Annotated in this window: 18 protein-coding genes; 11 read left to right on the top strand and 7 right to left on the bottom strand. The window is 63.9% G+C overall.

What is annotated here, in order from left to right:
- Positions 1 to 38: 38 nt before the first annotated feature.
- Positions 39 to 716 carry a ribose-5-phosphate isomerase RpiA gene (gene rpiA, locus IGS61_RS19595; RefSeq protein ID WP_230541195.1) on the top strand — a complete coding sequence of 226 codons (678 nt, stop codon included), beginning with the start codon at positions 39 to 41 and terminating at the stop codon, positions 714 to 716.
- A 36-nt stretch (positions 717 to 752) separates the two neighbouring features.
- Here the strand turns inward: rpiA and IGS61_RS19590 are convergent, their stop codons facing one another.
- Entirely contained in the window at positions 753 to 1277 is a 525-nt protein-coding gene (locus tag IGS61_RS19590; RefSeq protein WP_230541194.1) for a DUF6622 family protein, read from the bottom strand.
- Positions 1278 to 1453: 176 nt separating this feature from the next.
- The gene (locus IGS61_RS19585) at positions 1454 to 1726 is read right to left on the bottom strand and encodes an oxidative damage protection protein (RefSeq protein ID WP_034750797.1); all 273 of its coding nucleotides are present in this window, start codon (positions 1724 to 1726) and stop codon (positions 1454 to 1456) included.
- Positions 1727 to 1945: 219 nt separating this feature from the next.
- Between IGS61_RS19585 and kdsA the strand changes: the two genes are divergently transcribed.
- Positions 1946 to 2791, top strand: a complete 846-nt coding sequence (kdsA, locus tag IGS61_RS19580) for a 3-deoxy-8-phosphooctulonate synthase (protein ID WP_034750794.1) — start codon at positions 1946 to 1948, stop codon at positions 2789 to 2791.
- A gap of 62 nt (positions 2792 to 2853) precedes the next feature.
- On the opposite strand, the gene argA is transcribed toward kdsA, so the two are convergent.
- Positions 2854 to 4164, bottom strand: a complete 1311-nt coding sequence (gene argA, locus IGS61_RS19575; protein WP_046685875.1) for an amino-acid N-acetyltransferase — start codon at positions 4162 to 4164, stop codon at positions 2854 to 2856.
- Between the two features lie 56 nt (positions 4165 to 4220).
- Between argA and hrpA the strand changes: the two genes are divergently transcribed.
- Entirely contained in the window at positions 4221 to 8402 is a 4182-nt protein-coding gene (hrpA, locus tag IGS61_RS19570) for an ATP-dependent RNA helicase HrpA (RefSeq protein WP_230541193.1), read from the top strand.
- A 76-nt stretch (positions 8403 to 8478) separates the two neighbouring features.
- Here hrpA and IGS61_RS19565 read toward each other — a convergent pair whose 3' ends face one another.
- Positions 8479 to 9039: a PRC-barrel domain-containing protein gene (locus IGS61_RS19565; protein WP_230541192.1), complete on the bottom strand. Its 561-nt coding sequence runs from the start codon at positions 9037 to 9039 to the stop codon at positions 8479 to 8481.
- Positions 9040 to 9222: 183 nt separating this feature from the next.
- Between IGS61_RS19565 and IGS61_RS19560 the strand changes: the two genes are divergently transcribed.
- The 3 genes from IGS61_RS19560 (at position 9223) to IGS61_RS19550 (ending at position 14107) form a co-directional block, all read left to right on the top strand.
- The gene (locus tag IGS61_RS19560; RefSeq protein WP_329958076.1) at positions 9223 to 10467 is read left to right on the top strand and encodes an extracellular catalytic domain type 1 short-chain-length polyhydroxyalkanoate depolymerase; all 1245 of its coding nucleotides are present in this window, start codon (positions 9223 to 9225) and stop codon (positions 10465 to 10467) included.
- Positions 10468 to 10775: 308 nt separating this feature from the next.
- The gene (locus IGS61_RS19555; RefSeq protein WP_230541191.1) at positions 10776 to 11990 is read left to right on the top strand and encodes an MFS transporter; all 1215 of its coding nucleotides are present in this window, start codon (positions 10776 to 10778) and stop codon (positions 11988 to 11990) included.
- 83 nt (positions 11991 to 12073) lie between these two features.
- Positions 12074 to 14107: a GNAT family N-acetyltransferase gene (locus IGS61_RS19550; protein ID WP_230541190.1), complete on the top strand. Its 2034-nt coding sequence runs from the start codon at positions 12074 to 12076 to the stop codon at positions 14105 to 14107.
- Between the two features lie 51 nt (positions 14108 to 14158).
- On the opposite strand, the gene IGS61_RS19545 is transcribed toward IGS61_RS19550, so the two are convergent.
- Positions 14159 to 15424, bottom strand: a complete 1266-nt coding sequence (locus tag IGS61_RS19545) for a putative Na+/H+ antiporter (protein ID WP_230541189.1) — start codon at positions 15422 to 15424, stop codon at positions 14159 to 14161.
- A gap of 206 nt (positions 15425 to 15630) precedes the next feature.
- On the opposite strand from IGS61_RS19545, the gene imuA reads away from it, so the two are divergent.
- From imuA to IGS61_RS19525, 4 genes are all read left to right on the top strand, one after another.
- Positions 15631 to 16341, top strand: coding sequence for a translesion DNA synthesis-associated protein ImuA (gene imuA / locus IGS61_RS19540; protein WP_230541188.1), 711 nt, complete (start codon positions 15631 to 15633; stop codon positions 16339 to 16341).
- Positions 16271 to 17758 carry a Y-family DNA polymerase gene (locus IGS61_RS19535; RefSeq protein WP_230541187.1) on the top strand — a complete coding sequence of 496 codons (1488 nt, stop codon included), beginning with the start codon at positions 16271 to 16273 and terminating at the stop codon, positions 17756 to 17758. The genes imuA and IGS61_RS19535 overlap by 71 nt, the downstream gene beginning before the upstream one ends.
- A gap of 83 nt (positions 17759 to 17841) precedes the next feature.
- Complete coding sequence (locus IGS61_RS19530; protein WP_230541186.1) at positions 17842 to 18546, top strand: glutathione S-transferase N-terminal domain-containing protein; 705 nt, start codon at positions 17842 to 17844, stop codon at positions 18544 to 18546.
- A gap of 80 nt (positions 18547 to 18626) precedes the next feature.
- Positions 18627 to 19385 carry an alpha/beta hydrolase family protein gene (locus IGS61_RS19525; protein WP_230541185.1) on the top strand — a complete coding sequence of 253 codons (759 nt, stop codon included), beginning with the start codon at positions 18627 to 18629 and terminating at the stop codon, positions 19383 to 19385.
- A gap of 78 nt (positions 19386 to 19463) precedes the next feature.
- Here the strand turns inward: IGS61_RS19525 and IGS61_RS19520 are convergent, their stop codons facing one another.
- Positions 19464 to 19814, bottom strand: a complete 351-nt coding sequence (locus IGS61_RS19520) for a hypothetical protein (RefSeq protein WP_035827997.1) — start codon at positions 19812 to 19814, stop codon at positions 19464 to 19466.
- 70 nt (positions 19815 to 19884) lie between these two features.
- The gene (locus IGS61_RS19515) at positions 19885 to 21762 is read right to left on the bottom strand and encodes a M61 family metallopeptidase (protein WP_230541184.1); all 1878 of its coding nucleotides are present in this window, start codon (positions 21760 to 21762) and stop codon (positions 19885 to 19887) included.
- Between the two features lie 193 nt (positions 21763 to 21955).
- Between IGS61_RS19515 and IGS61_RS19510 the strand changes: the two genes are divergently transcribed.
- Entirely contained in the window at positions 21956 to 22432 is a 477-nt protein-coding gene (locus tag IGS61_RS19510) for an Hsp20 family protein (protein ID WP_230541183.1), read from the top strand.
- The last annotated feature ends 129 nt before the right edge of the window (positions 22433 to 22561 follow it).

Genomic DNA, 22561 nt, shown 5'->3' with positions numbered 1-22561 from the left:
GTTAAAATAGCGCCATTCCTCACTTTAGCCTGAATGCCATGACCCAAGACGAATTGAAGCAAGCCGTAGCCCGCGCCGCCATTGACTATGTAGTCGATGGTGAAATCATCGGTGTCGGTACCGGCTCCACCGCCAACTTTTTCATCGATGAACTGGCCAAGATCAAGGACCGCATCAAAGGCACGGTTGCGTCGTCCGAAGCGACGGCCGCGCGCCTGGCAGGCCATGGGATTCCCGTCTTCGACCTCAACGACGTCGAGTCGATCGCCGTCTACATCGACGGCGCCGATGAAATCACGGCCAGCGGCGCCATGATCAAGGGCGGCGGCGCGGCATTGACGCGCGAGAAGATTGTTGCTTCCGTAGCGAAACAGTTCGTCTGCATCGCCGACGGCTCCAAACTGGTCGAGACCCTCGGTGCCTTCCCGCTGCCGGTGGAAGTGGTGCCGATGGCGCGCGCCGCCGTCTCGCGCCAGCTGGCCGCGCTGGGCGGCACGCCCCGCTTGCGCCTGAAGGCCGGCAGCACCGAAGCATTCATCACCGACAACGGCGGCGAAATCATCGACGTCGTGGGCTTGCAGATTGCCGACCCGGTGGCGCTGGAGCAGCAGATCAACCAGATCGTCGGCGTCATCGCCGTCGGCCTGTTCGCCGTGCGCGGCGCCAACGTTTGCCTGCTGGGCATGCCGGAAGGCGTGCGTACGCTGGCCTACTAAGACGATAGCCGGCGTTCGCCGGCGTTTGCATCTGATCTACACGGCGGCCCCTTGCGGGCCGCTTGTCATTTGCGCCGCCCGGTACACGGCCACGGTGCGCAGCAAGCCACCGAGGAAGATGCCGCTGAAGCAGCCATAGGCGAGGCAGACTGGCAGGCTGAAGCCGATTGCATGGGCGTAGGCCGGCGCGATGGCCAGGGTCACGGCGACAGCATATTTCATGCAGAAGATACTCATCATCAAGGTCAACGGCACCCAGCTGCCGGGGCGCTGCACGCTGGCCCGTTCGGGAATGGCGACTATCTTGCGCGTATCGACCAGCGACCATGCCAGCGCCGCGCCGGCCAGGGCGCCGATTGCCCAGGCGAATGGCGCGCTGCCGGCCAAGCCGAAGCTGCCATGCACGCCGCTCAGGGACAGGGCCAGCATGACCAGGGGAATGATGCACAGCTTGCGCAAGGTTACTTCGCGCGCGCGGCTGGCCAGCACGCCGCGGTACACGAGGAAGCCCAGGATGGCCCAGACATACAGGGGAGTGTGGCTGAAGATTTGCTGCAACATGGTGTCCGCCTTGGAATGAGGTTGTCGATGGCGTACTGTGCCAGCCGGCGGCAGGGGCGGCGAGCGGGGTGCGACGAAACGGGGAAGGTAAGCCGTGAAACAGCATCAGGCTGCGTGAAACGGGGAGGGGAATGCTACCCGTGGCGCGGCGGCCACGGACATTCAAAGCGAAAAACTTACTCGGTAGGGGGGACGTAACCCATGGCCGCATCGGCGCCATCACCGAAGAAATGCTTTTCCATCTGCGTGGCCAGGTATTTGCGGGCGCGCGCGTCGGCCAGGTTCAAACGGTTTTCATTGACCAGCATGGTCTGGTGCTTGAGCCAGGCGGCCCACGCTTCTTTCGACACCGATTCGTAAATCTTCTTGCCCAGTTCGCCCGGGTACGGCGGGAAATCCAGTCCTTCGGCTTCCTTGTTGAGTTTGATGCAGTGGATCGTGCGGGCCATCTGTGCTCCTGAATCAGTGTAGAGATAAAGCGTGATTATAAGGTACTTTGCGTGTCTCCTCGCGGGGCCGTCGCGGCCTGGCCACGCGCCGTTTGCCGCGCCCTTGCGCTGGATCAAATTTGATCTGCGCCGCCCTAGCTAGTAAGATGCCTTGTCGCGCCAGCCGCTGGCTGCGCCTCTTCCAAGCAAGTAGTAATAATTAACCAATATGGAATCCCTATGACCTCAGTGAAAGTCCATGGCATCGATGTCAGCAATACAGGCAGCTTCGCGCTGTTTGGCGGCATCAACGTGCTCGAATCGCGCGATCTCGCCATGCGCGCCTGCGAAGAATATGTGCGCGTCACGCAAAAACTGGGCATTCCCTATGTGTTCAAGGCCAGTTTCGACAAGGCCAACCGTTCCTCGATCCATTCCTACCGCGGCCCGGGCCTGGAAGAAGGCATGCGCATCTTCCAGGACGTCAAGGCGGCGTTCGGCGTGCCCGTGATTACCGACGTGCATGAGCCATGGCAGGCACAGCAGGTGGCCGAAGTGGTCGACGTGCTGCAATTGCCCGCCTTCCTGGCGCGCCAGACGGACCTCGTCGTGGCGCTGGCGAAAACGGGTAAAGTGATCAACATCAAGAAGCCGCAATTTTTGAGCCCTGGCCAGATGGCCAATATCGTCGAGAAATTCAAGGAAGCGGGCAACGACCAGTTGATCCTGTGCGACCGCGGCACCTGCCTCGGCTATGACAACCTGGTAGTCGACATGCTGGGATTTGGCGTCATGAAAAAGACCTGTGACGACTTGCCGATCATTTTCGATGTCACGCATGCGCTGCAGCAGCGCGACCCCGGTGGCGCCGCCTCGGGCGGCCGCCGCCAGCAAGTGGCGGACCTGGCCCGCGCCGGCCTGGCCGTCGGCATCGCCGGCCTGTTCCTGGAAGCCCACCCTGACCCTGACAACGCCCGCTGCGACGGCCCCAGCGCCTTGCCGCTGGACCAGCTGGAACCGTTCCTGGCGCAGTTGAAGGCGCTCGATGACCTGGTGAAATCGTTTGCCCCGCTGAACATCAAATAATTGATTATCAAATATTGATATTGCGCAAAGAAAAAGCCCGGCATGCCGGGCTTTTTCACGTGTTACAGGGTTTTAATTAGGACTTGCGATTTGCGTTGCCAGTTATACATATGCTGGCGATCCTTCGGCAAGTCGTCGACGGTGGCCGGCACGAAGCCGCGTTTCTTGAACCAGTGCGAGGTGCGCGTGGTCAGCACGAACAGTTTGTTCAGGCCGGCGGCGCGCGCGCGGTTTTCCATGTGTTTCAGGATACGCTCGCCGTCGCCCTGGGCTTGCACTTCCGGATTGACGGTCAAACAGGCCATTTCCGCCATTTTTTGCGCCGGGAACGGGTACAGGGCGGCGCAGCCGAAGATCACGCCGTCATGCTCGATGACGGAGAAGTAATCGATTTCGCGTTCGATCAGCTCGCGGCCCCGCTTCACCAAAGTGCCGTCCGCTTCCAGCGGTTCGATCAGTTTGATGATGCCGCCCACGTCCTCGATGGTGGCCTGGCGCAGGCTTTCCAGGTTTTCGTGGCTGATCATGGTGCCCACGCCATCATGGGTGAACAATTCCAGCAGGGCCGAACCGTCCATCGAGAACGGTACGATGTGCGAGCGCTCGACGCCGTTGTGGCATGCCTTGACGCAATGTTTCAGGTAAAACGCCGTGGCGTCGGGCAGGAAGCCGGCCATCAGCACGGCTTCGGCCTGGTGCGACGACAGTTCGCGGATTTCCACGCCCGTGGCGTCTTCCATCATCGGCGTTTCGGTAATGAAAATCAGCTTGTCCGCGTGCAGGGCGATGGCGGCGCTGCACGCCACGTCTTCCATGGTCAGATTAAACGCTTCGCCCGTCGGCGAGAAGCCCAGCGGCGAGAGCAGCACCAGGCCGTCCGAACCGAGGATGGAGTGGATGGTTTCGGCGTCGACCTTGCGCGTGATGCCCGTCAGCTCCAGGTCCACGCCATCGATCACGCCCAGCGGGCGCGCCGTGATGAAGTTGCCGGAAATGATACGGATGGCCGCATGCGACATGGGCGTGTTCGGCAAGCCCTGGCTGAACGCGGCCTCGATATCGAGGCGCAGCTCGCCGGCCGCTTCCTTGGCGCATTCCAGCGCGGCGATATCCGTGATGCGCACGCCGTTGTGAAAACGGCCTTCGACGTTACGCAGCGCCAGTTGTTCCGCCACCTGCGGCCGCGAGCCGTAGACGACGGTGACATTGATGTCCAGCGCATGCAGCAGGGACAAATCATGGGCCAGCACCTGCAGCGCCCCGGCGCTGACGAGTTCACCGGGGAAGGCGACCACGAAGGTCTTGCCGCGAAAGGCGTGGATGTAGGGCGCGACGGAGCGCAGCCATTGGACGAATTGGGTAGGGTTTTCCATTAAGCGCATTATAATTCGCTGCGCGATGTGCGCGCTTAAAATACCTGTAAAAAACAATGTCTTCAGCCAGCAATAAGTCTTCCCCTCCTTCCACCGTTGCAAATGTGCCCGCCAGCGGGGATGTTGCCATGCCTGCCGCCACGCCTGCGCAAGGCCGATCACGCCCGCCCGTGAGCCAGCAAAGGCAGCAATCGCCGCGCGCGGAACAGCAGAAACAGCAACAGCAGCAGCGCGCGCCGCGTCCGCCGCGCGAGGGGCAGGAAAGCCGCGACGCGGCCCGTGCCGCGCGCGAAGCGGAAAAGGCTTTCCGCAATCCGCTGCCGCCGATTACGTATCCGGAAGACTTGCCCGTCTCGGGCCGGCGCGAAGAAATCGCCAAGGCCCTGATGGACAACCAGGTCATCATCGTCTCGGGCGAGACGGGTTCCGGCAAGACGACCCAATTGCCGAAGATTTGCCTGGAACTGGGACGGGGGCAGAAGGGCCTGATCGGCCACACGCAGCCGCGGCGTATCGCCGCTTCCTCGACGGCCAAGCGCATCGCGCAGGAGCTGGGCACGCCGCTGGGCGAAACCGTGGGCTTCAAGGTGCGCTTTGCCGACACGCTGACCAAGGGCGCGTCCGTCAAGCTGATGACGGACGGCATCTTGCTGGCCGAGACGCAGACCGACCCGTTGTTGAAAAATTACGACACCATCATCATCGATGAAGCGCACGAACGCAGCCTGAACATCGATTTCCTGCTTGGCTATCTGAAACAGCTGCTGCCGCGCCGGCCCGATCTGAAAATCATCATCACCTCGGCCACCATCGATGCCGAGCGCTTCGCGCGCCATTTCGGCACGCCGGAAAAACCCGCGCCCGTGATCGAAGTGTCGGGCCGTTTGTACCAGGTGGAAGTGCGCTACCGCCCCGTGGAACGCGAGCAGGTGGCCATGCCGGGTGCCGCGAACGCGGACAAGCCCGGCCAGAGAACGGCTGCCGCGCGCGAAAAGCGCGACCTGATGGACGCCGTCGTCGATGGCGTGGAAGAGCTGTGCCGCATCGGCTCGGGCGACGTGCTGGTGTTCTTGCCGGGTGAGCGCGAAATCCGCGACTGTGCCGAAGCGCTGCGCAAGCACCATCCGCCGCACGTGGAAATCCTGCCCCTGTTCGCCCGCCTGTCGGCCGAAGAGCAGGAGCGCGTGTTTAAAACCAGCAATGCGCGCCGCATCGTGCTGGCCACCAACGTGGCGGAAACCTCGCTGACGGTGCCCGGCATCCGCTATGTGGTCGACGCGGGCCTGGCGCGCGTGAAGCGCTACAGCTACCGCAATAAAGTCGAGCAGCTGCAGGTCGAGCCGATCGCCCAGTCGGCCGCCAACCAGCGCGCCGGCCGTTGCGGCCGCGTGGCCGATGGCGTCTGCATCCGCCTGTACGAAGAGCAGGATTATTTGCTGCGCCCCAAGTTCACGGAGCCGGAAATCCTGCGTTCCTCGCTGGCGGCCGTCATCCTGCGCATGAAGTCGCTGCACCTGACGGATGTGGAAACCTTCCCCTTCATCGAGCCGCCGCTGGCGCGCGCGGTGGCCGACGGTTATCAACTGCTGCAGGAACTCGGTGCCGTCGATGAAGTCAACAAACTCACGCCGCTGGGCAACAAGCTGGCCAAGCTGCCGCTCGACCCCCGCGTGGGCCGCATGATTTTGGCCGCGCTCGATAACGCCTGCCTGACGGAAGTGCTGATCGTCGCTTCCGCTTTGTCCGTGCAGGACCCGCGCGACCGCCCGATGGAGCACCAGCAGGCGGCCGACGAGGCGCACAAGAAATTTGCCGATGAAAAGTCGGAATTCCTGAGCTATTTGAAAATCTGGCGCTGGTTCGAATCCGCCATCGAGCACAAGAAGACCAACCGCCAGTTGCAGGACAATTGCCGCACGAATTTCCTGTCGCAGATGCGCTTGCGCGAATGGCGCGACGTGCACTCGCAGTTGTTGACCATTGTCAAGGAACAGGGCTGGCGCCTGAACGAAGCGCCCGCCACCTATGATAATCTGCACATGGCCTTGTTGACTGGCTTGCTGGGCAATATCGGCTTCAAGGGCGAGGACGAGCCGGGCGCGGGGTATTTGGGCGCGCGCGGCATCAAGTTCCACATCTGGCCTGGTTCTTCGCTGCTGAAAAAACCGGGCAAGTGGATCATGGCGGCCGAGCTGGTCGACACGACGCGGCTGTACGCGCGCTGCGTGGCGCAGATCCAGCCCGAGTGGCTGGAAAAAGTGGGCGAGCACCTGCTGAAGAAATCGTGGGGCGAACCGCGCTGGGAAAAACGCTCGGCGCAAGTGACGGCGTCCGAACGGGCGACTTTATATGGACTGGTGGTGTACAGCCAGCGCCGCATCAATTACGGCAACTTCAACTTGCCGGAAGCGCGCGAAATCTTCATCCGCGACGCCCTCGTCGGCGGCGACTTCGACACGCGCGCGCCGTTCTTTGCGCACAACCATAAACTGATCAAGGATATCGAAAACCTTGAGCACAAGTCGCGCCGCCTGGACGTGCTGGTCGACGATGAACTGATCGCCGCCTTCTACGACAAGTTGCTGCCGGCGGACGTGTGCAATGGCGCCGGTTTCGAAAAGTGGCACAAGGAAGCCACGCGCGAGAATCCGAAGCTGCTGTACCTGAACCGCGAAGAGCTGATGCGCCACGAGGCGGCCGGCGTGACGACGGACCTGTTCCCGAAAACCATGTCCGTGACGGGCCTGGAAATGGGCCTCACGTATCACTTCGAGCCGGGCAGCGTGCGCGATGGCGTGACCTTGAGCGTGCCCCTGTATGCGCTGAACCAGTTGCCGCGCGAGCGTTGCGAATGGCTGGTGCCGGGCATGCTGAAGGAAAAAGTGCACCTGCTGCTCAAGTCCTTGCCGCAAAAGCTGCGCCGCCACTGCGTGCCGCTGCCTGATTACGCGGCCAAGTTCTGCGAGCGCGTGCATGAAGCGGGCGTGTTTGGCCGCGGTGACCTGATCGATGCCATCATCCTCGACATCCGCACGCAAATCACGATCAATGTGCTGACGACGGACTTCAAGCCGGAAACCCTGCCTGCCCATCACTTCATGAATTTCAAGGTGATCGACGAGCATGGCCGCCAGCTGGACATGGGCCGCAACCTGGCCACCCTGCAGGCGGAATTCGGCGGCCAGGCGCGCCAGAGTTTCCAGAAGCTGGCCGAAGTGTCGGGCGTCTCGGGCACGGGTACGCCCGGCGCCAAGGTGGCGGGCGCGCAGGTGGCGTCGCGGCTGCAGGCGCAAGCGCAGGGCGCCGCCAACGCGGCGGCCGGCAAGGGTGGCGCGCCGGCCAGGGGCGCTGCCCCGGCCCCGGCATCCCCGAATGCCACCGTCTCGCAGCACATGGGTTTGACGGCCTGGACCTTCGGCGAGCTGCCGGAGCTGCTGGAAATCGTGCAGGGCAAGCTGACACTGATCGGTTTCCCCGCCCTGGTCGACAAGGGCACGCATTGCGACCTGGAAGTGTTCGACGACCCGACCGTGGCCGCCCGTACGCACAAGGTCGGTTTGCGCCGTTTATTTGCGCTGCAGATGAAGGAGCAGATCAAGTACGTCGAGAAAAGCATTCCTGGTTTACAGCAGATGGGCATGCAATTCATGGCTCTGGGCTCGCAGGAAGAGCTGCGCGAGCAAATCATCAACAAGGCGCTCGATATTGCCTGCTTGCAAGATCCGCTGCCGCTGGACGCCGCCTCGTTCGCCAAGCGGCAGGCGGAAGGCAAGTCGCGCCTGGTCTTGCTGGTCAATGAAATCGCCCGTTTGCTGTCGCAAGTGCTGACGGAATTCCACGGCTTGCCGAAGCGCCTGCAAAATATTCCTGCCGCGGCCGCATCCGATATCCAGGCGCAGCTGCAGGGCCTCGTGCATAAACGTTTCCTGACGGAAAACGAGTACACGCAACTCGCGCATTTCCCCCGCTATCTGAAGGCGATCAATGTGCGCCTGGAAAAACTGCGCGCCGATCCCGCCCGCGACACCAAGTTGATGGCCGAATGGCAATCGGCGGCCGCGCCGTACTTGCGCCAGGCCAAGGACCGCCAGGCCGGCAAGAACACGGATCCGAAACTGGTCGACTTCCGCTGGATGCTGGAAGAGCTGCGCGTGTCGCTGTTTGCGCAGGAGTTGCGCACGCCGATGCCGGTGTCTGCCAAGCGGCAGCAGAAGGTATGGGAATCCATGCAGCGGTGATGGCACCTCTATAAACCTAGAGGCGCCGTGACGCTAACGATGGTCAGCAATGTAGCTAATCCCACCTTCGTTTATCCTATTCATCGTCGCTGAGTGATGAGCGCGAGCCGCTCTGGCTGCCCGTGCCGGCGCGGCTGCCGCTCATGGAGGTGCCGGACATGCTGCCTTCGCTGCCCGATTGCAGGCTGGCGCCGCCGCGCAGGTCGCTGCCGGATGGCATGCGGCTGCCCGCCATGCTGCCGTAGCGCGTGCCGCTGCCATAGAAGGCTTCCATCTGCTGGTTCCAGGCGTCGCTGCCCATGTCGGGCCAGTTGTTCTTGTCGAAGCCGGGCGCGTCTTTCAGCTGGCTTTTGTCCACGTTCAGCAGGAAGCGCTTGTTGACGGTGTCCAGCGTCAGGCGTTCCCAGGGCACGGCAAACAATTTGTCGCCCATGCCCAGGATGCCGCCGAAGGACAGCACGGCATAGGCGATCTGGCCCGTGCGCATGTCGAGCATGATTTCCTTGATATCGCCCAATTCCTCGTCGTTGTGATTGTAGACTTCGTCCCCGATCAGGGTATCGGCGCCCATCAGGGCCGGCCCGGGGCCGTCGTGGTTGCGGTACATGCCCAGGATGTCGCGATCCAGGTAGCTCATGGTGTTCTCTCCTCGTGAAGTGCTGATCGAACACCCAGATTACGCATGCACACAGGGTCGCATTTGATCTGCCTCAATGGTGCCAAGGGCACTTTTATCCGTGCGCAAACGTACGGTGCCGTGGTCCAATTGCGGTACTCTATGCGTTCTACGGAGGAGGCCGCACATGCTGACGATGCAACGATGCACAGGGATGAACTTGCGGGTCGCTCCACCACGACAGCTGCGCTGCAAGCCATGGTGAAGCCCGCCACCAAATGGCTGCGCGGGCTATTGCGCGCCGGCAAGGCGCAGCAGCGCACGGCGACCAAGCTGGCCAAGGTGCTGTTCGGGCCCGTGCCGGCCAAGCCCAGGGTCCGCAAGGCAGTGAACAAAACCGGTGCCAAGGCCAGGCCGACGCCGCGCGCCCGACCCGCCAGCGACGCGCTGCCGTCGCTGGCGCCGTTTGCCACGCCCCTGTCGCCCCCGCGCGTGCGCAAGCGAACGGCGCCCCCGCCGGGCAAATGGCTGGCCGCCCACTATGCGCCGCTGCCGGAGCTGGGGCAGTTGCCGGGCCGGCGCCTGCCGTATTTCCTGTACCTGCCCGAGAAGGCGCCCAGCGCCGCCATGCGCAGCCGGGGCCGGCCGCTGCTGGTGATGCTGCACGGCTGCGAGCAGAGTGCCACGCAGTTTGCCGAAGGCACGCGCATGAACCGCTTGGCCGAACGCAAGGGCTATGCCGTGCTGTATCCGCAGCAATCGCTGCGTTCGCATGCGCGCCGCTGCTGGAAGTGGTACGACAAGCTGACGCAGGAGGGCGGCGGCGACGTGCGCCTGATCGTCGGCGCCATCGAGCAGGTGGCGGCCCGCCATGCGATCGACCGCGCGCGCATCTATATCTGCGGCATTTCCGCTGGCGCCGGCATGGCGCATATCGTGGCCCTGAACCATCCGCATCTGTTCGCCGCGCTGGGTCTGCATTCGGGGCCCGTGTTTGGCGCCGGGCATAACCTGATCGGCGCGCTGGGCGTGATGCAGCATGGCGCCGCCGCCCGCTTGGACGCGGCCATCGATGAAGTGCTGGCGCGCCAGCCCGCGTTCCCCGGCCTGCCCACCATCCTGCTGCAGGGGCTGGCCGACAAGGTGGTGCGGCCCATTAACCAGACGCAGCTGGTGCGCCAGAGCGTGCGCGTCAACCGCATGCCTGCCGACACGCTGGTGACGGCGCAGCGCCTGCCCGGCGGCGCGGCGGGCGGGCGCAATCCGGCCCATGCTTATGCGCTGCACGATTATCAGGTGGGCAAGCAGGTGCTGCTGCGCGTGGCGCAGGTCGAGCACCTCGAGCACGCGTGGAGCGGCGGCGACGCCAGCCTGCCGTTCAACGACAAGGCCAGGCCCGACGCCAGCAAGATGCTGCTCGATTTCTTCGCCGGCCACCGCCGCCGCTGAGCCGCCGCGCCGCGCGCCGCAACGGCGCGGCAGGGCACTGGTACGCATCGCTCTTTCCTTCCCCGCATGCCCGCTGCCGCGCGCCGGCATGCGGGCCGCGCCCTTTTCAGCCCGGGTACCATTGCCGCCATACCATGCGCATTTTCATAAGTGGTATTGCTGCGGTATTTAAAAATCACAAAAACAGGCGTCAAAAACCCTAACTGGTATACAATTGGTACACGTTTTCAGTGTGAGACGTGTCTGCCGTCCCATGCCCCGACGGCGGGCACGCACTGACGGCAGCCACCCACGTTACGGAACGCGCCATGTCCATCAAGTCCAGGCAGTTGCTGTGTTTTTTTGCGTTTTTTCTCGTTTTTGAGTTGAATATCTATCTGTCGAACGACATGATCATGCCGGCGATGCTGGGCATCGTCGACGAATTCAAGGCGGAGGAAAAATTCGTCCCCCTGGCCCTGAGCCTGTATTTGCTGGGCGGCAGCTCGCTGCAGATATTCCTGGGGCCTTTGGCCGATACCATCGGCAAGCGCAAGCTTGTGCTCACCGGCAATACCTTGTTCCTGCTGGCGACCTTGGCCGTACCGTTTGCCACTTCCATCGAGCAATTTCTCGCCGTGCGCTTCATCCAGGGCATGGGCTGCTGCTTCATCTTCGTCGGCTATGCCATGATCCATGAACTGTTCGACGACATGGCGGCCGTCAAGCTCAGCAGCATTCTGTCGAGCACCACCATCCTCGCGCCCCTGGCCGGCCCCATCCTCGGCAGCGCCATCATCAGCCGGCTGGACTGGCGCTATGTGTTTTTCCTCTCCGGCCTGCTGGCGCTGCTGTCCCTGCTGGGCCTGTTCAAGACCATGCCGCGCACGGCGCCGGCGCGGCCGCGCCTGGACCTTGCCGCCATCGTGCGCAGCTATGCCGCCATTTTCAGCAACGGGCGCTTCATGTTCGGCATGTTCACGGCCGGGCTGGCCACCGTGCCCCTGACGGCCTGGATCGGCTTCTCGCCCATCTTCGTGCTGCAGGAAATGGGCGCGTCCTACGCCACGTATATCGCGCTGCAATGCGTGATTCTGTCGGGCTTCGTGATCAGCAGCATCGCCATCCAGCGCCTGCGCCAGGATTTTCCGCTCGTCCATCTGCTGCGCCTGGGCGGGCTGATCGCGGCCGCCGGCATGCTCGGTGCGGGCCTGGGCCGCCATCACGTCGACGTGTTTGCCGCCTGCATGTTCGTCTATTCCATCGGCTTCGGCCTGTTCAACGGCGCCCTGATACGCAGCGCGATCACGGCCAGCAAGGAATCGATGACCTTGACGACGGCTGCCATGAGCTTGCTGTACTGCATTTATCTGTCCGCCTGGCTGCAGTTGTACAACGTGCTGTGCCAGCGCTTCGGCTATTCGCTGGAAACGTATGCGCTGCTGAATATCCCCGTCATCGTGGTCATCACGGCCTGCCTGCTGTTGTTTACGCGGGGCATGGCGGGGCGCCGGGAAAGCGGGGTGCGGCTGGCCCGGCACTGATGGCGCAACGATGCGCATGTTCCCGACCTTGTTTTACCTCCTGCGACGTTTATTGACACTCTCCTGCGGAAAATGGTGCGCCCATGAAAATAGATGACCTGGCCTCGAAACACGATCAAGCAAAGATTTTCAACCTGGAATACGAGTTCCGCATTCACCGGCTGAAACTCGATTACATCACTCTGGCCGATATCCGGCCCCCCGGCATTGATTTGGCTCAACTGGCTGCGGAGCACCAGGCGGGCATCGCGGCCCTGCGCAGCTTCGTCGCCGGCAATTTTACGCATTTCAATGCCGCAAGCTGTTCCTCGCTCAGCTGCATCCCCACGCGCGCGCTCGGCGACGACGAGCGCTACCTGCACCGCATCTGGATGGGCGGGCCGCTGCCGGCCATCGCTGCCGAGGCGATCGGGCAGTGGGGCGCGGCGCTGGAAGAAGTGCGGCACAACGGCGGCGCGCCGTATGTCTCCATCCTGTGGGTGTGGGATGCGCAGCAGCTGCGCAATGACGAACGCTTCAGCCCCACGGGCGGTGCCGGGCGCTACACGATAGGCCGCTACGCCATCGGCGGCACGACCCTGCACATCAACTCGCTGCGCGCGCTGGCGCTCGATTTCGCGCCGGCCCGCTTCGATATCCTCGACACCCTGCATACGCAGCGCTACTTCGCCACCCTGTCCGATTATTTCCGCATCCTCATCATGTGCGAATACGGCGGCATGTACATGGATGTCGATACGATCCCGCACAATCCGGCGACGATTTTCCTGATGAAGCCGGAAGTGCCCGACTATTTCCAGCATGGGGAAGGCGAGGGCGAAGCGCGCCGGCATGTCAGCTGGATGAATCTGTTTCTCGATGAAACGGGCATGCTGATCGCCAAGAAGAACGACGCCGCGCTGCGCGTGATCCAGCGCAATGTGAATCTCGCGTATGCTGGCATTGAAGAGGCAATCCCCCGTTCCTGCCCGCAATTCGAGGCGCAGCTGTTTGGCCAGTTCTATGCTGAATGGAAGAAGAATCTGGGCGTGACCGTGCTCAGCCATGCCGAGTTCTACCAGCGCTATTGCGTGCTGTACGACGGCGTGCGCGAAGCGGTGGCGGGCGGCATCCGCGGCATGCGGCTGCTGGACGATATCATTACCGGCATGCACATCCCCTTGAGCGACGAGGAGCGGCGCGCGTATGCGCGCTGCGTGGCCCGGCTGGACGACATCGGCTGGCAACTCGACGATCCTTTGATCTTGCCCAATATCGTCGACGTGTTCGACATCGAGGAAGTGCCGCGCATGGCGTATGCTGCCCAGCTGCGGGCGGATATCGACCATTTTCACTATTACTCCGTGCTGTCGGACGACCCGCAGCTGGACCGCGTGAATGACGTCTTTTGCCGCTACCTGCTGGCCCACCGTTCGCAGCATATTGCCGCCGGCAATTTCTGGCGCCCCACCGTGGGCCGCCACGGCAGCCGCATGCCGGCCCCCGGCGATGCCGTCCCGCCAGGCGACGAGGCACAGGCGGGCTTGCTGTCGCATGCGCCGCTCACGCTGGTGGCGGGCGAACTGCTGGGCGACGAGGCGAAGAATCGCATGGCCAAATTGCTGTTTGCCACCAGCTATCTGGAATACTGTTCGTTTGGCAATAAACTCAATCTGCAGTTCGTCGAATTGCAGCGGCGGCAGAATATCGATCCGTATCTGGCGCACATCCACGGCCTGCATGACGAGGACGACCGTTTCATCGGCTTTTTCACGGCCGCGACGATGGCCGAGTTCCAGGCTTGCGGCGCCGAGTCATATTACCGCGATGACATGAAGGCGCTCGACGATGCGTATGACGCCTTCGTGCTCGCGCATGCGCGCGCCGACGACTGTTTCGTCAGCAGCCTGGCCATCGACGAGAAATACCGTGGCCAGGGCTTGTTCCGGCAAATGTTCCATGAAATCCGCGACCTGGCCAGTCGCAAGGGCTGTGCGCGCATCACCCTGACGGTGTGGGAAAAGAGCGAAGCGCTGCAAGTGTATCTGCACAAGGGTTTTCGCAGCGTGGGCACGTTCGACTATGCCTACAGCCTGTTCTATGACCGGCTGCATTTCCTCGTGTATGAAGGAAACTGAGGAGGGTAACTGAGGGGGCGGGGGCGGCAGGCAGCCGCCCCGCGAGGGTGCTTACAAAGCCAGGAAGGCCAGGCCGGCCACGGCCGTCGGCAGCAGGGCGCCGGCCAGCAGGCCGACGGCGCCGATCGATTCATCCTTGAAGCCGCGGCGCAGCAGGGCCACGCCGGCCGGGTTCGGCGCATTGGCGATGACGGTCAGGCCGCCGCCGGCCACGGCGCCGGCCATCAGCATGTATTTCGCTTCGTCCGTCATGCCGACGATCAGCGAACCGAGGTAGGTGAGGGCCGCATTGTCCGTGATCGCCGTCAAGCCCAGGGCGCCGAAGAACAGGGCCAGAGGTTTCAGGCTGGAAACGATGGGCTGCAGCCACCATTGCTGCATGCCGCCCAGTACCACCAGGCCGCCGAGGAAGAAGCCGACCAATAAACCTTCCTTGAGGATCAGCGGGCTTTGATAGCGCTCATACGCCTGCACGAAGCCGAGGAAGAACAGGAACAGGCCGATGAACAGCACGGGATGATGCGCCAGGGTAACGACGCCGGCCAGCACGATCATGTGCACGAGGCTGACGGCCAGCGGCACTTTCGGCGCTTCCACTTCGCCCGCTTTCGGCTTGATGTCGGAGGTGTTGCTGTGCAGATATTTGCGCAGCAATATGCTCACGCCCGTGGCATTCACCAGCACGGCGATGGCGGCTTTCCAGCCGAAATGGGTGGCCATGTAGGCGCTGTCCCAGTTCCATGTGGTGGCCACCATCAGCACGGGCGGCGCCGCGTACGAGGTGAGGGTGCCGCCGATGGAAACGTTGACGAACAGCACGCCCAGCGCACCATATTTCAGCCATTCGGGGATGCCCGGACGGAAGATTTGCGGCGCCAGCATCAGCGCGGCCAGGGTCATGGCGGCCGGTTCCGTGATCAGGGAGCCCGTCAGGGGCACGAGCGCCAGGCCCAGCCAGACGAGGGCCAGTTCCGTGCGCAGCGGCATCACGCGCGCCACGCCCTTGAGCAGGCGCTGCACGGCGTCCAGCACGGGGCGCGAGGCGGCCACGACCATGACGACGAAGACGAACAGCGGCTCCGTGTAATGGCGCGACTCGGCATACTCGATGGCCGCATCGCTGCCCGAGACAAAGGCCATGATGATGATCAGGATGAAGGCCCAGAAGCCGAACACGACTTCCACTTCGCCCAGCAGATGCAGCAAGCCCGCATGGCGGGGGTGGCGCCGCGATAATGTTTCAAACGACTTGGCGGCGAAGGTGTGGATGAGCGCAAGGCCGAAGACGATGGCGCTGATGATTTGGATGGTGGTCAAATGCGTTTCCTTATGGACGGAGGAAGCCGCCCGGTGCATTGCCGAGCGGTAAGGAGAGTGCTTATGGTACAGCAATCGATGCCAGAAACGGGGTTTTTCGGACATGGCGGAGCGGCCCCGGGCACGTTCTCTGGCAGATAAGCCTTGCCAAAAGCGGGGCCGGATAGTACTGTATATGCATACAGTATTTATCTCCCTAGCCAATTATGCAACATTCCCAATTGATGGCGTCGCCGGAAGCCTTGCATCCGTCTTTATGGCGCGCATCGCAGCTGGGCCAGGGCGCCGCGCGCTGCCTGGACACGGGCTTTGCCGCCTTGTCCGCGCAGCTGCCCGGCGGCGGCTGGCCCAGCGGCAGCCTCATCGATCTGCTGGTGCAGCAGCCGGGCAGCGGCGAATTGCGGCTGCTGGCGCCCGCGCTGGCGCAGCTGCCGGGCTTGCCCATCGTGCTGCTGCAGCCGCCCCATCCGCCGCAGGCGCTGGCCCTGGCCGCGCAGGGGCTGGCGCCGTCGCAATTGCTGTGGCTCAAAAGCGCCGGCAGCAAGGATGCCCTGTGGGCGGCGGAAAACATCTTGCGCAGCGGCATGTGCGGCGCCCTGCTGTTCTGGCAATCGCACGTGCGCGCCGACAGCCTGCGCCGGCTGCACCTGGCGGCGCAGTCGGGCAATACCCTGTTCTGCATGCTGCGCCCGCTGCACGGCGCGCAGGATGCGTCGCCGGCGCCCTTGCGCCTGTCCGTGCGCCCGGCCGCCGGCGGCATCGAGATCGGCTTCATCAAGCGCCGGGGGCCGCAGCGCGACGCGCCGTTGTTCCTGCCCCTGCAACCTCCTTCTTTATTGCTGCGTCATGCGACTCTGGATCGGCCTGTACCTGCCCCGGCTCCCGCTCGAAGTGTTTTGCCCGCGCTGGTCGGCTGACAGCCTCGGCGTGGTGCTGGAGCAGGAGCAAGTGATGGCCGTGTCGCCGCTGGCATTGGCCGCCGGCGTCAAGCCGGGCATGCGCCGCGCGGGCGCGCTGATGCTGGCGCCGCAGGCGCGCCTGCACGAACGCTCGCCCGAGCTGGAAGCGCAGGCCCTGCAGGCCGTGGCGCTGGCGCTGCTGCAATATTCGCCGCTGGTGGCGCAGGGCGAGGAAGCGACCCTGCTCGTCGACGCGGGCGCCAGCCTGCGCCTGTTCGGCGGCGTGCGCGCCCTGTGCCGGCACATCGCGGCCAGCTTGCGCGCACTCGGCTACACGGCCCAGCTGTCGTGCGCCCCCACGGCACGCGGCGCCTGGCTGCTGGCGCGCGCCGGCACGCGCCGGGGCCGCGTGCTGGGCATGGCCAGTCTGGTGCGCCGCCTCGACGGCTTGCCGTGCGCCTTGCTGCCGCCTGCGCGCGCCTGGCTGGACTGGTTCGAAGGCATCGGCTGCCGCACCCTGGGGCAGCTGCGCCACTTGCCGCGTCCGGGCTTGCAGCGCCGCTGCGGCGGGGCCTTGCTGGCCATGCTCGACGACGCGCATGGCCACGGCACGGAACTGTTCGTCTGGATCGAAGCGCCGCCCACGTTCCGCGCCAGCCTGGAATTGTTCGACCGCGTCGAGCACGCCGACGCGCTGCTGTTCGGCGCGCGCCGCCTGCTGCAGCAAATGACGGGCTGGCTGTGCGCGCGGCAATTCGCCGTCGAGCGCATACAGCTGCTGCTGGCGCACGAGCGGGGCAGGGTGGCGCGCCCGCCCACCGTCATCGACCTGGCCTTGGGCGAGGCCGTCTGGCGCGACGAGCATTTATTGCGTTTGCTCAAGGAGCGCCTGGCGCAGCTGGTGCTGGATGCGCCCGTGATCGGCCTCACCCTGGAAGCGCTGCAGGTGCAGCCGATGGCGCCGCCCAGCGATAGCCTGTTTCCCGAGCCGGGCGGCACGCCGCAGGAACGCCAGCGCCTGCTGGAATTGCTGGTGGCGCGCCTGGGCGCCGAGAATGTCTTGCAGGCAGTGCCGCGCGCCGATTACCGCCCCGAGGCGGCCAACCGGTGGCTGCCGCTGCCGGCCAAGGTCAGCGGCAAGAGCGCGCCACCCGACTTGCCGCCCGGCTTGCCCGGCATGCCCCGTCCCGGCTGGCTGCTGGCCCAGCCCATCGCCCTCTTGATGCGCGAGCACCGGCCCTTCTATGGCTCGCCTTTGAAAATGGTGTCCGTGGCCGAACGCATCGAGGCGGGCTGGTGGGGCCAGTCGCAGGCGCGCGATTATTTTATTGCGGAAGGCCTCGACCACGCCCATTACTGGGTCTACCGCGAACGCATCGCCGGCAGCGGAGAAGACGCCGCGCCGCGCTGGTTTTTGCATGGTTTGTTTGGCTGAAGGCGCTGTCCTGCTGAAACTGCCATGCTTGGCTATACTTGCTTTCTTGCGCCACGTCATACACTCACTCAATAAGGATTTTCATGTCCCAACTCTCCGACTTCCCCATCACCCAAAAATGGCCGGCCCGGCATCCCGAGCGCCTGCAGCTGTACTCGCTGCCCACGCCGAACGGCATCAAGGTGTCCATCCTGCTGGAAGAGCTGGGCCTGGCGTACGAGCCGCACCTGGTCAGCTTCGAGCAGAACGACCAGCTGTCGCCCGCCTTCCTGTCCCTCAATCCCAACAACAAGATTCCCGCCATCCTCGATCCGGACGGTCCCGGCGGCAAGCCGCTGGCCCTGTTCGAGTCGGGCGCCATCCTGCTGTACCTGGCGGAAAAGACGGGCAAGTTCCTGCCGCAGGACGCGGCCCTGCGCTACGAAACCATTCAATGGCTGATGTTCCAGATGGGCGGCATCGGCCCCATGTTCGGCCAGGTGGGCTTCTTCCATAAATTTGCCGGCAAGGAATACGAAGACAAGCGTCCGTTGCAACGCTATATCGGCGAAGCGAAGCGTTTGCTGGGCGTGCTCGAGCAGCGCCTGCAGGGCCGCGACTGGATCATGGGCAGCCAGTACACGATTGCCGACATCGCCATCTTCCCGTGGGTGCGCTGCCTCGTGGGCTTCTACGGCGCCGGCGAGCTCGTCGGTTTTGATAACTTCCCGAACGTGCGGCGCGCGCTGGACGCGTTTCTTGCCCGTCCCGCCGTCATCAAGGGGCTCGACATCCCGCAGCGCGGATAAGGTTGGCCAACTGCGGCAGCGGCCGGGCGGCGCTACAATGCGCAATCGGCCGCCCTGCGCGGCAGCTTTGATCTGAGACAATGAAATCCACCCGGCAAGATTTTCCCGGCGCGCACGGCCATGTGCTGGCGGCGCGCCTCGACGCGCCCGACGGCGCCATCCGCGCCTACGCGCTGTTCGCCCACTGTTTTACTTGCGGCAAGGACGTGCTGGCCGCGCGGCGCATCGCGCAAGGCTTGACGGAACACGGCATCGCCGTGCTGCGCTTCGACTTCACGGGACTGGGCGCCAGCGAGGGCGAGTTTGCCGCCACGAATTTCTCGTCGAATGTGGACGATTTGATCGCCGCCGCCGATTTCCTGCGGGCAAAACATGCTGCGCCGCAATTGCTGATCGGCCACAGCCTGGGTGGCGCCGCCGTGCTGGCCGCCGCCGCGCACGTGCCGGAAGCGACCGCCATTGCCACCCTGGCCGCGCCGAGCACGCCCGCCTACGTGACGCGCATGTTCAGCGAGCACCTGGAGCAGATCGCTGCCGAAGGCGAAGCGCTGGTGCAGCTGGAAGGGCGGCCCTTCCGCATCCGCCAGCAATTCGTCGACGACGCGGGCAGCCATAGTTTAAAGGAGCACATCGCCGGCCTGCGCCGTGCCCTGCTGGTGATGCACGCGCCGAACGACACGACGGTAAGCCTGTCGAACGCGATGGATATCTTTACGGCCGCAAAGCACCCGAAAAGTTTTGTCTCGCTCGACGATGCCGACCACTTATTGACGGGGCGCGATGATGCCGCGTATGTCGCCAACGTCATCGCCGCCTGGAGCGCGCGTTATATCAGCTAAGTAAGCAAGCGGTCGCCCATGAAAAACGCCGCGTCAGCAGAAGCTGGCGCGGCGCGCAGTAGATTTGGTCAGGTGTTCTCAGTCTTCGTCAAATTCGGCGGATAAATCCTTCCAGCCTTTACTAATTGCAAAGGCGGAAAATTCCTCGGGCGCTTCCAGGACGATCAGTTTCTTGTCCTGCAAGCCCAGGTCGCCGTGGCCGAAGTCGGGGCCGACGTAGCCGAGGCTGCGCAAGCGGGCCAGGATGTGGCCGACCAGGGTCTTGTCCTTGTAGGCGCCCGCTTCGAGCGGGGCGGCGAAGTCGACGTAGACGTCGATGATGCCGTAGCCTTCGTCGAAGATGCGGATGGCCTTGATGTCGTGGGCACGGCCGGAGCCGTCGGTGGCCTTGAAGGGGCCGCTGAGCTGGATGTCGGTGTCATTATTCATGCTGCCAGCATACACCAAAAGCCGGCCCCGCATGGGGCGCGCGGCGCAAAATCACCGGGCAATCCCCGCCTCAGCGCGCCTGCAGGATGGCCGACAGGCGGTCGCGCGTGCCGGCGATGCGCTCCAGTTGCGGGTAGCGCAAGCCGCCGTGGTAGTCGAGCGCCACCGTCTGGAATTGCTTGCCCTTTCTGACCAGCAAGTTGATCGGCTGCGGGCTCGTCCTGGCCGCCTGGATGGCCGCCTTCAGCAGCTTGGGCGTGTAAGCCGTGCCATTCACGGCGAGCAAGGTCGTGTTGCCCGACAAACCCGCCTGGAAGGCGGGGCCATCCCACAGCAGCTTGCCCAGCTTGCCATCCTTGTCGATGGTCAAGCCCAGAGAATAGCTCAGGTCCGTACTCTCGCCGCGCTCTTCATTGGCTTTCAGGAAGGGCGTGGGCGTGTCGCGGTAGACCAGCTTCCAGCCGGCGCGGGCCAGGCCATCGAGCGGCGCGCCGGGGCCGTGGCTCTCCAGGCGCGTGCGCAAAAAAGTGGCCCAGTCGTGCGGCTGCACGGCGTTCAGGGCCGCCACCACATCCTCGAACGTGTAGGGCAGGGGCGTGGTGCTGCCATCCTGCACGCCAAAGAAACTGCGGGCGAAGTCGTCCAGCGAGCGGCGCTCGCGGGACAGTGCGCGGATGGTGGTGTCGACGTCGAGCCAGACCAGCGCGCCTTCCATATAGTAATCCTCGTCGCGCTGCCAGCTGCTCCAGGCTATGGGGCGCCGGCCATTGATGATGGGATCGTTCGTCGTATCCTGCATGGTGCGCCAGCCGCGCCCGGGCATGACGTCGTAATGGGCCGCCGTCGCGGCAAACAGGTCGCGCATGTTGGCTGCCGCCACCAGGCCGGAGCGGGCTGCCAGCACATTGCCCCAGTACTGCGTCTGGCCTTCGTACACCCACAGCAGGCTGTTTTGCAGCGGCGTGTTGAAATCCGGCGTGTCCTGGCCGGCGGGGCGGCGGAACTTGCCGTTCCACGAATGCGCCAGCTCGTGCGGCAGCAGCGCGCGCTCCGCCTCGTTCTTGTCCCACTCGCTGAAATAGCCGGGCTTGACGCCGTTTTCGCTCGATTGCAGGTGTTCGCGGCCGATGCCGCCGAACTCGTCGCTCAGGGCCAGCAGGAAGTCATAGTGGCGGTAGTGGCGCGCGCCGAACAATTTATAGGCTTGCTGCAGCATGGCCCGGTGTTGTTCGATTTGCAGCGGCGACGCTTCCAGGCTGTCGGCGCTGTCGGCCATCACGTTCAGGTGCACGGGGATTTTGGCGCCCGGATCGAGGTCGATGCGCTCGAAATGGCGCCCCGCGAAGACGGGCGAGTCGACCAGGGTGTCGAGGTCCAGCGGCTCGAAATCGACTTGCTGGCCGGCTGGCGTGGCCGCCCGCGCGCGCACTTCCAGGGCGCTGGCAAATTCCCAGCCGGCCGGCAGGGTCAACGATGGCTGCACGAGGATGTCGCGCGCGGCGCGCCCGGCCGGATACAGTGTCATCGCATGCCATTGCACGCCCAGCATGGCACCCGTCATGGTGATGCGGCCCTGGCTCGTGTCGACGGGCGAGAGGAACTGGTATTGCGCTTCCACGCTGCTGGCGCCGGCCGGCACGTCGAGGTGAAAGGCGAACATGTTGACGGGATCGCGCCGCCATTCCAGGGGCTGGCCGTTGGCGGACAGGCGCAGGCCGGCCAGCTGGTTCAGGGGGCCGCTGGGACCGTGATTGCCCGGCACCCATTGCGGATACAGCAAGGTCAGCTTGCCGGGCGCGGCGGGAATGCTTGCGCGGATGCTGAACAGTTGCTGCGCCACATTGCTGGCGTCCACCTGCAGCACGATGGGGGGAGCCGTGGGCGAGGCGGCCTGGGCCGCAGTGGAAACGAGCAGGGACAAGGCGAAAGAGAGGAAGGCACGGGACATGGGGCGGCGGCTGGGTGGCAAACGGCGAGTCTAGCATTCTGTAAAAATTTCTTACAAATTTGAGGCCGTCTGGGGCGTTTTGCGCCAATTTCAAGGCCTTGAAAGGCGCTGGAGAGGCCGTATATCGGTAACAGGCGGATGCTCACGGTGAGGTCCGCCCCTCTTATCGCTTCATTTGAAAAGGATATTTATCATGCGTACTTTTGACCTTGCCCCCCTGTACCGTTCCGCCATCGGCTTCGACCGCCTGGCACAGTTACTCAACGAACAACGCGCCGATGCGCAACCGAGCTATCCGCCGTACAACATCGAACTGGTATCGGAAGATAAATACCGCATCGTGATGGCATTGGCCGGCTTCTCGCGCGAAGAGATCGACATCATCACGGAACGCGATTCGCTGCACGTCACGGGCCGCAAGCAGAAAGATGGCGTCGAGCGCACGTTCTTGCACCGCGGCATCGCTGCCCGCGATTTCGAACAGCGTTTCCAGCTGGCCAACCACGTGAAGGTCACGGGCGCCACGTTTGAAAACGGCATGCTGACCATCGACCTGGTGCGTGAAGTGCCGGAAGCGCTGAAACCGCGCAAGATCGAAATCGGCACCGGCGGCGATACCATCGCTGCCGCCGCTAACGTGAATGCGCTGGAACAGCGCCAGGCGGCCTGATCTGACTGCGGCGCCCCTCGGGCGCCCGGGCTAGCCTCTCCCATGCAGTAAAATACTGGCCGGTTGATCCGGCCAGTGTCACGTCTGGAGCCAGTTCGGGTCCTCCTTGATCGGCATGCAACATGCGTG

Source organism: Janthinobacterium sp. FW305-129, from assembly GCF_020858115.1.
In the GTDB taxonomy this organism is placed as follows: domain Bacteria; phylum Pseudomonadota; class Gammaproteobacteria; order Burkholderiales; family Burkholderiaceae_D; genus Janthinobacterium.
This window is presented reverse-complemented; position numbering and strand designations above follow the sequence as displayed.

Coding starts and splice junctions, on each gene's coding strand:
- IGS61_RS19525 (WP_230541185.1), top strand. CDS start 18,627: ATGAAATCCACCCGGCAAGATTTTCCCGGCGCGCACGGCCATGTGCTG.
- IGS61_RS19535 (WP_230541187.1), top strand. CDS start 16,271: ATGCGACTCTGGATCGGCCTGTACCTGCCCCGGCTCCCGCTCGAAGTG.
- imuA (WP_230541188.1), top strand. CDS start 15,631: ATGCAACATTCCCAATTGATGGCGTCGCCGGAAGCCTTGCATCCGTCT.
- IGS61_RS19585 (WP_034750797.1), bottom strand. CDS start 1,726: ATGGCCCGCACGATCCACTGCATCAAACTCAACAAGGAAGCCGAAGGA.
- hrpA (WP_230541193.1), top strand. CDS start 4,221: ATGTCTTCAGCCAGCAATAAGTCTTCCCCTCCTTCCACCGTTGCAAAT.
- IGS61_RS19530 (WP_230541186.1), top strand. CDS start 17,842: ATGTCCCAACTCTCCGACTTCCCCATCACCCAAAAATGGCCGGCCCGG.
- IGS61_RS19550 (WP_230541190.1), top strand. CDS start 12,074: ATGAAAATAGATGACCTGGCCTCGAAACACGATCAAGCAAAGATTTTC.
- rpiA (WP_230541195.1), top strand. CDS start 39: ATGACCCAAGACGAATTGAAGCAAGCCGTAGCCCGCGCCGCCATTGAC.
- IGS61_RS19565 (WP_230541192.1), bottom strand. CDS start 9,039: ATGAGCTACCTGGATCGCGACATCCTGGGCATGTACCGCAACCACGAC.
- kdsA (WP_034750794.1), top strand. CDS start 1,946: ATGACCTCAGTGAAAGTCCATGGCATCGATGTCAGCAATACAGGCAGC.
- IGS61_RS19510 (WP_230541183.1), top strand. CDS start 21,956: ATGCGTACTTTTGACCTTGCCCCCCTGTACCGTTCCGCCATCGGCTTC.
- IGS61_RS19560 (WP_329958076.1), top strand. CDS start 9,223: ATGCACAGGGATGAACTTGCGGGTCGCTCCACCACGACAGCTGCGCTG.
- IGS61_RS19520 (WP_035827997.1), bottom strand. CDS start 19,814: ATGAATAATGACACCGACATCCAGCTCAGCGGCCCCTTCAAGGCCACC.
- IGS61_RS19555 (WP_230541191.1), top strand. CDS start 10,776: ATGTCCATCAAGTCCAGGCAGTTGCTGTGTTTTTTTGCGTTTTTTCTC.
- IGS61_RS19590 (WP_230541194.1), bottom strand. CDS start 1,277: ATGTTGCAGCAAATCTTCAGCCACACTCCCCTGTATGTCTGGGCCATC.
- IGS61_RS19515 (WP_230541184.1), bottom strand. CDS start 21,762: ATGTCCCGTGCCTTCCTCTCTTTCGCCTTGTCCCTGCTCGTTTCCACT.
- argA (WP_046685875.1), bottom strand. CDS start 4,164: ATGGAAAACCCTACCCAATTCGTCCAATGGCTGCGCTCCGTCGCGCCC.